This is a genomic window from Nostoc sp. (assembly GCF_036916655.1).
Lineage (GTDB): Bacteria > Cyanobacteriota > Cyanobacteriia > Cyanobacteriales > Nostocaceae > Nostoc.
This window is the reverse complement of sequence record NZ_JBALFY010000092.1, coordinates 1-10162: the sequence shown is the minus strand read 5'-3', so window position 1 is coordinate 10162 and position 10162 is coordinate 1. Positions and strand designations below refer to the sequence as shown.

Genomic DNA, 10162 nt, shown 5'->3' with positions numbered 1-10162 from the left:
TTGATGTTTAACTTTCTAAAAGTACTATGGGGTCTAGCTTCTGGTGCTTTCTACTTTTATCTACGCTCATCAATATTTAGATGCGTTTACCCTGTTTACACCCATGAGCCAGGAACAAGTTAAAGCATTACTGAATCGGACTCGCCAAGCTGCTCTTAAAGGTCAGTATGAGCTATTTAAAACCACTAGCCAATTTGATGGTACAGCCAAAAATCCTGAGTGGTTAGGATAAGTTTTAAGATTTTGAAGCGCTCGCAAAAAAGTTGTGGTCAACCAGATTTCTGAATGAGAAACGTTAGATAAAAATGGGCATGGGGCATTGAGCATTAAATCTTCTCCCACTGCTCCATACAACTATAATTTAAAATTATTTAATTTATTTTTTACCGTTTCTTATTTATTTCTTAACCTATTTATCCTAATCTTCAATTGTAATTAGAACCTATTCTTATTTCGAGATAGCAGATGCAATCAGAGAATCTGTTTAGCAGAAAGTTGTATTTATAATTATAACTTTTTGTGTAGCTCGCTGAATTGCAATAACTCCAGGTTTTTTCCCAGTTTTAATAGTTTTTTGTAACACAAATTATTTTTGTCAGGCTGCATTCTTGTCTTTTATTAGGAGTGCTAAGTGGAATATTTATTTCTAGCTTTCGCGCTGAGTCTTGCACTTGGCTTTGAGTTTGTCAACGGTTTTCATGATACTGCAAATGCAGTTGCCACAGTCATTTATACTAACACCCTCAAGCCAAATATCGCCGTTGTTTGGTCAGGCTGTTGGAACCTAATTGGTGTGCTGACATCAACTGGAGCTGTTGCTTTTGGTATTATTGCCCTGCTTCCGGTTGAGTTGGTACTCAATGTTGGCTCAAGTGCAGGCTTTGCAATGGTCTTTGCACTTTTGATTTCAGCGATCATGTGGAATTTGGGAACCTGGTACTTGGGCTTACCTGCATCCAGTTCACACACATTGATTGGCTCAATTATGGGTGTTGGTTTAGCAAACTCAATGTTATCTTCAGGTCATGTCTTTGGCGAGGGTGTGAATTGGTCAAAGGCGCAGGAAGTTTTCACATCGCTACTGGTTTCGCCAATTGTTGGATTTACCTGTGCTGCACTGCTCTTACTCCTGGCGAAGATACTGATCAAAAGACCAGAGTTGTACCGTGCGCCAGATCATGGGAAAGCACCGCCGCCTTGGATACGTGCATTATTAATCTTGACATGTACTGGTGTGAGCTTCGCTCACGGTTCAAATGATGGTCAAAAAGGTATGGGTTTGATTATGCTCATCTTGGTGGGCATTCTTCCGGGTATGTTTGCACTGAATATAGATACCAATGCCGGAGCAATCGCTCAATTGGTTGCTACATCCAATTCTGTGATTCCAGTGCTGCAACAACAAGTACCTGGAACATCATTAAATAGCCATTCTATCAAAGATGAGCTTTCCAACTTTCTCAAGCCAACCGCCGAAGCCAACGACAAAACCTTTGCCGCCCTTGCTGCTGAGAGTCGGATAATTGGAGACAAGCTTGCTGGGAAGACAAGTTTCAAGCAGCTTTCAAAGGATGAACTTGGCTCATTACGAACCGATATGTATCTAGTCGCTGGAACCATTGGAAAGTTGGATAAGCAGAAAAAATTAACTGATGCCAAACAAGAAGAGGTGCTTTCTAGTTATAAGAGCCAGTTGGATAAAGTAACCAAATTCATTCCCAATTGGGTGAAATTTGCCGTCGCCATTGCACTTGGTCTTGGCACAATGATTGGTTGGAAGCGCATCGTAGTAACGGTGGGTGAAAAGATTGGCAAAGACCACCTTACTTACGCTCAAGGAGCTTCCGCCGAGTTAGTAGCTATGACAACTATTGGTGCTGCGGATTACTTCGGTCTGCCAGTCAGCACCACTCATGTCTTATCATCTGGTGTAGCAGGTACGATGGCGGCGAATCATTCTGGCTTGCAGATGGACACTCTGAGAAATTTACTACTAGCGTGGGTGCTGACATTGCCAGTTTGCGTACTGCTTGGCTCTGCTACATACGCAGGGGGCTTGTACATAGTCTTAAATATTCTCGGTTTGAAGTAGGACAATGGGGCATTGGGCATGAATTAGTAATTCTTTCTCCCCTGCCCCCTACTCCTTAAGCGCTCGTCACATCTGGCGACAAGTAAACATCCTGAATGGTATGAAACAGTTTTACATCTTCCTCAAAGGGACGTTGGAAGGTCTTTCGCTCAGAAATTAATCCTGAACCACCAGCGCGTTTGTTGATCACGGCGGTACGAACTGCTTCGGCGAAGTCAGTTTTACCAGTCGCGCCACCAGAATTAATCAACCCCACACGCCCAGAGTAACAATTCAGCACTTGGTAACGAGTTAAATCAATTGGATGATCAGTTGTCAATTCTGTATAAACACGCTCATCAGTTTTTCCGTAACTCTTACCACTGGCTTTGGCAACTGCACCATAACCTCTAGTCGATAGTATTTTTTGAGTTTCCTGCATCGTAAGCTTTGAGAACTAATTCTCCAAGGAGATAGTCAACTGCCCCATAGTATGTCTGCTTATCTCGCTCGTTTACAACTGGAACTGCTATTTCTTGGTCACTTTTCCCCCATACGTAACCATCTTATTTCTCCCCACATTAAATGACACTCATCAATTAACAATACTCTCAACTTTCCTGTTTCGATTTCCTCTCGGTGATTTGCCAGCAACGTTTCAATCTCTTTTTTTACGGACTTATCATCGTTGCTTATTAGACTTGTTACATTTACGTATTATTTCGCAGTCTTGTTCAGAAATCAAATAGGAGTCCTATAGCTAGCTTTGCCACTCTAGTAAAGGTCAACCTCATCCCATACTTGGAAACAACCAGGATGCAAGCAACTGAACACGATCTATACCAATTTACAATTTGCAATGGGCTAACGCCCCGCTCCGCTAACGCAATTTGCAATTAAAAAACTTTGATACAGCAATGCTTTCAAGGTTTACATCTGGATCAGATTTTTTGTAAAATGGTATTAGTTAATAGCATTTATTCGAGAATGGGCAAAGCGAGATTTCAAATAGGAAGTTTAAGTGATGTCGGAACCATCAGAAAATATCATTGACATGTTTCAACAAGCAATGGTGCTTCAAGACGCAGGAAAGTTTAACGAAGCGGTGGACTACTATAACAACGTGCTTGCAATCGATCCGTGCCATGTGGAAAGTTGGATCAACAAAGGATTGGCGCTTTGGAGACTGGAGTATCACGAAGCAGCTTTACAGTCTTACAATTCGGCACTGGAGTTTGAACCAAGAAACGCAATTGCATGGATGAATAAAGGGAATACGTTGAGTAGCCTCGGTCAGGACGAGGAAGCCCTTTCGTGTTATGACCGAGCGTTGGAAATAGACCCACTGATGTCTAAAGCTTGGTACAACAAAGGCGATGAACTGGGTCGAAGGAAGCGGGTGATCGAAGCCAAAGCGTGTTTTGAGAATGCTTATAATCTTGGTTTATCCCAGGCGCAGGAAATGATCGTAAGGTGCGAGCAAATTCTGATGAATGAATGGTATGGATAATTGTCTTTTCAGCCGAAAGTCAGGACGGCCGCATCTAAATTACTCAAGATCGTAAGCAAAATTGAAAATCGAAGAAAAAATCAGCATTTACTGTATTTACTGTTTGATTTACTTTCCAAGACTCAAAATGCACACCACAGACTTACACCCGTCAGCATAGTTAACCCAAAGGAGCCACTTGCCCAGATATGCGTTCCAATAAAGCTCCCCATCAACAACACCAATAGAAAAGCCAATTTTTTGAAGATTGATTGGATTAAATAGGCTAAAAGCCAGATTAGGAGAGGCTTTTAAGCAAAGGTATAATTTTCTGTGACAAAAGTAATAGGGTAGTATAAAAAGTAAATGGTCAATAAAAAATGGGCTGTCAAACGACTGACAGTAAATCTCACGTCAACAGAAAGACAGAAATTGTCACAATACTGTGCAAAAACAGGAAGACCCATGAACGATGTAATTCGGGAATTACTGCGTTCTTTAAAGGTTGATAGGGACGAAGCATCGGAAATTTCGCCAGATTCTAAAGTTTCAGAGTTAGCTAGGCTTCAAAAATAAGCCAATATAATGAAGAAGAGAATATTGCTTCCCTATTCACAAGACTCAAATAATGTTTGAGGAATTAACAGTCAAATGGTCTATATCGAATGGGAAATCACCCCATCCATTCAGTCCACTGCGGCGCATAAATTTTTTCTCCGACTTACTTCCCTGGATTTGAGATGCACTTGATATCAAACTAACCTCTTTGAAAACCTTTCACTGGTTGTTTTTGTCTTTTACCTTTGGGTTTAGATTTATTCACTTCTATAAGTGCTTCTTGAAATAAATTATGTAGATGTAATGCCAGCTATTCAGGAGATTACGATCGTTCTCTGACAATTACTTCTGGCAATGGATAAAGTAATTCCATCTCAAACCATAACGAACGCAATTATCAGTACTTCTTCTGTTGGGCAGTAATTGAATATGTTGTTGAAGAGAATGGTACAGAAAAAGTTTATCGTCTGATTACCGATTTGATGGATATTTCGACTTTTCCTGCTTTGCTCCTAGCTCAACAGTATCACCTGCGTTGGGAGGTAGAGAATACTTTGGATGAGTTAAAAGTTCATCTTAATGGTCGTAAAACTCCTATCCGTTCTAAAAACCCTCGTGAAGTAGTCCAAGAAATTTATGGCTGGTTGTTGGGACATTATTGCATACGTGCAACCATGTTTAAAAGTGCAACAATAGCCGGGATTTCCCCTTTGCGTTTAAGTTTTACTGGAAGTTTAAGAGTGATTCGACGTGCCATCCCCCAGTTTCAACAAAACATAGATAATTCGACTAATCTCAATATATATATATATATCGTGGTTAATTTCGGAAATATTAGACTTAGAAATCCCACCACCACAAGGTAGAACTAATCCGAGGGTAGTCAAGAAAACTCGCTCAAAGTATAAGAGTAAAAAACGATGTCATAGAAATAATAGTACTCCTCGACAAAAACTATCCTTTGAAATTTTTAAAAAGGTAAGTTAAATAGATTCATTTGGGCGATGCAGTAAATTGTTCATCCTCAATTTATAGTTCAACAGGTTTTAAATATTCTGAGTAATTGACAATTAATTTTTTTGAGAGTGCCTTCAGGTACAAGCAACCTTTTTATCTGTTTTTGTTCTCGTAATTTACACGCGAACAAAATATTCTTTATTCCACCATCTATTTTCCCTTAACCGAGCAGTATTGCCACAGAGACAGCTCTTACAGCTCACTTGGTAATGCCCACAGGACATCCTGGCGATGCTTTTTTAGTCCAGGTAAATCGAGAGCTTCAAGATCATTTTGGAATTGAACACACCACGCTTCAGATAGAAACTGGCGATCCGAGTTACCCATGTCCTCTTGCTCAAGAAAACGTTGTTTAAAACTAAGCTAATCGTCATTCATTTTTCCAGAATGATTCGCTTGTAGTAAAGGCTTTAGCACCAGTTTTATGCAACTTACCCCTCTTCTGTCTTTGTTGAAACCCAAACGTCAGAATTTCTTTACTACTACGACTGCCTGAGTTCACTAACATCACCACAGGTTTTGTAATTATTCAGATATACTTCACCTGACTATGAAAGATAATTTTGTTAAGCCGAGTCATCCTCTAGACATTTTATAGAGTAGTCTTTTAGTAGATGTTTACACTTAGCATTAACTATAAATTGAAAGTAGATATTATTTAATCTTTGGCTAAAACAGGAGTTTTTTATGATCTCGACTGTGATTTTTTTTGTTGGCTACACCGTAATATCTGCGTTTTTCATTTCTCATGTTGAGTAATCAGCTAGAAAGTATTAGAATTTCTATTTGGCTATGGCACACTTGATAAGCGCAAATCGATTATCTATAAGGCTTTTGGGTGTGGGATGTAGTGAGGAAAAAGCTTTTTAATATCCGCGCATATTTTTACTTTTCCTGATTTTTTCAAATCTGCAATCCTACGTGCAAAATCTGCCTTGCATACGGTCAGAAACTATCAACAACCAACGGGCAATCCGCTCTTCTATTGTATGCAATCGGTTGCAACCTGCCCTATTAGTTAACGCTTTCTGATTGTGTAGTGTGCCAATCTGAAGCTTTAGAACGGATTATTTGAAGCTCATCAAAAGAGATTCGCTCTAAGTTACGCAAGATTTGAGTCATGCGTGGCTGGTTTTAAGCAAGTCATAATGACGAGCCAGAAAGTCCCAATAAAAAAAGTTGAAAGGACAAGCATTATTAGTACTGCGCTGGCGATGGTTATAAGCACAATTTTTACAATAGTCGCTCATGTTGTTGATGTAGTTAGCAGAAGCAGCATAAGGCTTAGATGCAATCATTCCACCATCAGCAAACTGCCCCATACCAATAACATTGGTTTGCATTACCCAATCGTAGCCATCAATAAAAGCAGCATGAAACCAGTCTTCAAGTTCTTGGGGGGAGATACCTGCAATCATTGCAAAGTTGTTCAACACCATCAGGCGTTGAATATGATGAGCATAACCGATTTGTTTAACCTGAGTTAGAATTTGGTGCAGACAATTCATTTGTGTATCGCCAGTCCAATAAAAAGCAGGCAGTGGATGAGTGTGGTTAAACCAGTTACGTTCTGAATAGTCATCATCTAAGTAAACATAAACACCGTGCATATACTCTCGCCAGCCAAGCACCTGACGGATAAAGCCTTCAATGCTGTTTAGCTCCCAGTCGCTGCTATTGTTTAAATATGCAAGTTCTGCCGCCTGAACAACTTCCAAGGGATGAAGCAATCCAATGTTGAGATAAGGCGAAAGCATCGCGTGCCACATTGTCTGTTCGCCTGTCACCATCGCGTCCTGGTATGGCCCGAATGAAGACAAACGTGTTTCGATAAAAAACTTCATTACAAGTAGTGCTTGCTGTCGCGTTACACCCCAGCGAAATGGTTCAAGAAGCCAGTAACTTTGATTGTCCTGGAATGCCTCAGATTGCTTAATGAAGTCAATTACATCTTGTGTAATTGAGTCTGGTTCAAACCATAAAGCTTCGGGTAAGGTCAGTTTGCCTTTTGGTGGTTTGCGATTTTGTTTGTCAAAGTTCCATCGACCACCAACAGGTTGGTTGCCCTCCATTAGAATGTTGAACCGCTGTCGTCCCTGGCGGTAAAAGTCCTCCATGATTAGGCGTTTGCGTCCACTGGCCCAGTCAATGAACTCCTGATCGCTCCAGATAAAACGGTTATTTGGTGTAAAAGTGACTTGAATTGTCAAGTTTAACTTTTGAATTAATGTAGCAAAAGGGCGATCTGTTGGAGTCATCACCCGCAGTTCGCTAATTTGGTATTGCTCAATCCATTCAACTAAAGGTGTATTGAAATCTTGGCTTTGAGCGTATGTTACTGGGAAGCCAAGCGATCGCAATTCGGCAGCAAAGTGACGCATGGCTCCCCAGACCAATACCAGTTTTTGCAAGTGATAAGGAAGTTGCCCTGCATGGGCAAGAGATTCGATAAAAATCACAGGAGTCTGTTGGTGTTTTTGTAGGCAACTCTCTAGCGCTGACTGCCCAGCCCAAAGTTGATCTCCGAGAACCCAAACACCAATAGTCATGTCGCTTCGCTCCAATTAAAAATTAAAAATTATGAATTAAAAATTGCAAGACGCGCTTGCCGCTGGCGCTATCAGTGAGGGCTTGCACCCCAAATTAATTAAAAATTATTATTCTTCTTAATTTTTAATTTTTAACTTTTAATTTTTAATTAAAAAAAGGTCATGCCCTTGCTTCCTCTTAATCCGTGCGTTGGCAACGTGATGACAAAATTCTATTCAATCAAGTGTAACGTCATTGTTACAAAAACTTTCTCAATGAAAAAGCTTATGAAAGCCTAAAAGCGCTAGTGCTAATGTACTATTATGAGGAGAAAATTCTCAAATATCCAGATTGAATTATAAATTTACCAGAGAATAGTCGTTCCCGCCGCTTGGTAGAAATGGTAATACTTCAACAACAATGCAGACGAGGAAAATAATTCACGTTGATATGGATGCCTTCTACGCATCGGTGGAACAGAGGGACAACCCTAGCTACCGAGGCAAACCGTTAGTCGTCGGTGGCAGTCCCAATCAGCGAGGCGTAGTTGCAGCAGCCAGTTATGAAGCTCGTAAGTTTGGTGTTCATTCAGCGATGCCTTCTGTAACCGCTTTTGCAAAATGCCCTGGGCTTATCTTTGTCAGACCAAGATTCGACGTTTACCGAAATATTTCCACTTCAATCCACGCTATCTTCAAACGCTACAGTGATTTAGTGGAAGGAGTTGCACTAGATGAAGCATATTTGGACGTTACTGAAAATAAGCAAAACATCCCCTACGCTTCTACTATCGCAAGACACATCAAAACTGCGATTTTCCAGGAAACGAAATTGACGGCAACCGCAGGCGTGTCAATTAACAAGTTCCTAGCGAAAATGGCATCAGGGCAGAACAAGCCGAATGGACTAACGGTGATTTTACCGGAGGATGCGATGTCTACGACAAGCCGCAAGCGTCTACGCCTTTGTAGAGCAACTGCCGATTGAAAAGTTCCACGGCATTGGAGAGGTGACGGCGGCGAAGATGCATTCGCTCGGCATTCATACTGGCGCAGATTTGAAAATGCGTTCGTCTCTGACGTTGCCGCAGGCATCGCTGACTGACCTAACACACCACTTTGGTAAAGCAGGTCATTATTACTACAAGATTGCCAGGGCAGAAGATGACCGACCAGTTGAAGCGAATCGGGTTCGCAAGTCCGTTGGTGCAGAAACCTCGTTTGCACAGGACTTAAGCGATGTCGGTCAGATGTTGCAGGAACTCGAAATTATTGCCCAAATTGTCGAGCAACGGTTAGAGCAGCACGAAACGCGTGGCCGCACATTAACATTGAAAGTTAAATTCTCTGACTATCAGCAGTTAACCCGCAGTAAAACAATGCTTGCTCCCATCAGTGAACTATCTACGATTTTCGAGATAGCCAAAACACTGTTTGAGTCAATTGAACTGGAGAATCGTACTATCAGATTGTTGGGGATTTTCTTGTCTAACCTTGACAATGCCAAACAGTCACAAGCGATTCAATTGCCCTTATTTCAGAATGGGAACATCATATTTTAGCGCAGGCGTAAGCCCCACTTCTAAAAAGCTCAGTTGCCGTCATAAGCATTTTACAAGCTCATTAGTGACTGCAATTGTGTGTCTGAATTATCTCCCAATTCTTGTTGTAATTGAAATAGTTGATTTTCTAGCGCTTCAGCAGTCTGAAGGAGATTCGACTCTTGGGCTATTTTTAGCTGAGTTTCTTTAATAGAGATTTTTCTCACCAGTTCATTAACTGCATCGACTGAATCATCATTTTCAGTAATCATAGCTGAATTACGATTCCTCTAAATTCTGTTTTGAGATTAATACTCTGCTTCAATTTGATAAAGGGCAGGGTTAGCGTCAACAGGTAATTGTTGTTCAAAAATCTCATTTTGAGAAATACGTTTAGAGAATGCCGATTGCCACGCTTTTTTACTAGACCATTTTGCAATATTAATAAATTGAAATCTCTCGCTTGGGTCAAGACTACGATGTAACTTTGTATCGATAAACCCTGGCTCATTTTTCATCAACAGAGCAGTCTGATTCCATTTGCGAAGAAATTCATCTTCCAAACCTTGAGGAACAGAGAAGACATTGATCAATACCACAGGTGAATCCATAAAGGCAGTTCTTTTAACTCTGTCATGCCAGACAATAGCATTTATCAACAGAAACTTGAATGTACCTATAGTAGGATTATACAAGTTTTAGATGCTGCTCACCGACAAAAATCATCAACTCTCAACTCGCGCCACACATCAGACGGTTGCCAACCGGAGTTACTCACAGAGCGTAGGGGGCGATAGTGTTCAGAAATGTATTCGGATTCAGAAACGTAGTCTTCAGTGTACACAGGTGGATTTGGTTCAATTACTGTTTCAGGAATATTTTGGCTCCCAGGCATCTCAATAGGTTCAGTCGGTGGTGGGGCTACTTCTGTTTTCTTGCGAACTGGATTAGAGGTCTT

The 10162-nt window shown here is 40.8% G+C and carries 9 protein-coding genes and 5 pseudogenes; 7 read left to right on the top strand and 7 right to left on the bottom strand.

The genetic code is table 11. From position 1 onward, the window contains the following. Positions 1-43: 43 nt before the first annotated feature. Together V7L31_RS24000 and V7L31_RS23995 are read left to right on the top strand one after the other, a co-directional pair. Entirely contained in the window at positions 44-232 is a 189-nt protein-coding gene (locus tag V7L31_RS24000; RefSeq protein WP_334698577.1) for a hypothetical protein, read from the top strand. Between the two features lie 399 nt (positions 233-631). Beyond that, positions 632-2092, top strand: coding sequence for an inorganic phosphate transporter (locus V7L31_RS23995; RefSeq protein ID WP_334698576.1), 1461 nt, complete (start codon positions 632-634; stop codon positions 2090-2092). A 55-nt stretch (positions 2093-2147) separates the two neighbouring features. On the opposite strand, the pseudogene V7L31_RS23990 reads toward V7L31_RS23995, so the two are convergent. Both V7L31_RS23990 and V7L31_RS23985 read right to left on the bottom strand, forming a co-directional pair. Next, positions 2148-2480 (bottom strand): annotated as a pseudogene (locus V7L31_RS23990) (class I fructose-bisphosphate aldolase); the annotation flags it as partial. A gap of 4 nt (positions 2481-2484) precedes the next feature. Then, positions 2485-2743: pseudogene (locus V7L31_RS23985) on the bottom strand (IS630 family transposase); the annotation flags it as partial. A gap of 352 nt (positions 2744-3095) precedes the next feature. On the opposite strand from V7L31_RS23985, the gene V7L31_RS23980 reads away from it, so the two are divergent. The 3 genes and pseudogenes from V7L31_RS23980 to V7L31_RS23970 all read left to right on the top strand — a co-directional run. Further along, positions 3096-3581: a tetratricopeptide repeat protein gene (locus V7L31_RS23980; RefSeq protein WP_334698575.1), complete on the top strand. Its 486-nt coding sequence runs from the start codon at positions 3096-3098 to the stop codon at positions 3579-3581. A gap of 956 nt (positions 3582-4537) precedes the next feature. Next, positions 4538-4984 (top strand): annotated as a pseudogene (locus V7L31_RS23975) (hypothetical protein); the annotation flags it as partial. Between the two features lie 330 nt (positions 4985-5314). Next, positions 5315-5491 (top strand): annotated as a pseudogene (locus V7L31_RS23970) (cation diffusion facilitator family transporter); the annotation flags it as partial. Between the two features lie 14 nt (positions 5492-5505). Here V7L31_RS23970 and V7L31_RS23965 read toward each other — a convergent pair. After that, positions 5506-5646 (bottom strand): hypothetical protein, encoded by a 141-nt coding sequence (locus tag V7L31_RS23965; protein WP_334698578.1) that lies wholly within the window; start codon positions 5644-5646, stop codon positions 5506-5508. Positions 5647-6149: 503 nt separating this feature from the next. After that, positions 6150-7684, bottom strand: a pseudogene (locus V7L31_RS23960) (cryptochrome/photolyase family protein). Positions 7685-8084: 400 nt separating this feature from the next. Between V7L31_RS23960 and dinB the strand changes: the two are divergent. Further along, positions 8085-8651 (top strand): DNA polymerase IV, encoded by a 567-nt coding sequence (gene dinB, locus V7L31_RS23955; protein WP_334698574.1) that lies wholly within the window; start codon positions 8085-8087, stop codon positions 8649-8651. Further along, on the top strand, positions 8593-9225 hold the full coding sequence (locus V7L31_RS23950; protein ID WP_334698573.1) for a DinB/UmuC family translesion DNA polymerase: 633 nt from the start codon (positions 8593-8595) through the stop codon (positions 9223-9225). The genes dinB and V7L31_RS23950 overlap by 59 nt, the downstream gene beginning before the upstream one ends. 50 nt (positions 9226-9275) lie before the next feature. Here the strand turns inward: V7L31_RS23950 and V7L31_RS23945 are convergent, their stop codons facing one another. The 3 genes from V7L31_RS23945 to V7L31_RS23935 form a co-directional block, all read right to left on the bottom strand. Beyond that, positions 9276-9476: a hypothetical protein gene (locus V7L31_RS23945; protein ID WP_334698572.1), complete on the bottom strand. Its 201-nt coding sequence runs from the start codon at positions 9474-9476 to the stop codon at positions 9276-9278. A gap of 36 nt (positions 9477-9512) precedes the next feature. Next, on the bottom strand, positions 9513-9815 hold the full coding sequence (locus V7L31_RS23940) for an antibiotic biosynthesis monooxygenase family protein (RefSeq protein ID WP_334698571.1): 303 nt from the start codon (positions 9813-9815) through the stop codon (positions 9513-9515). A 98-nt stretch (positions 9816-9913) separates the two neighbouring features. Beyond that, positions 9914-10162 (bottom strand): hypothetical protein (locus tag V7L31_RS23935; RefSeq protein WP_334698570.1); only part of this gene is annotated, 249 nt, incomplete at its 5' end.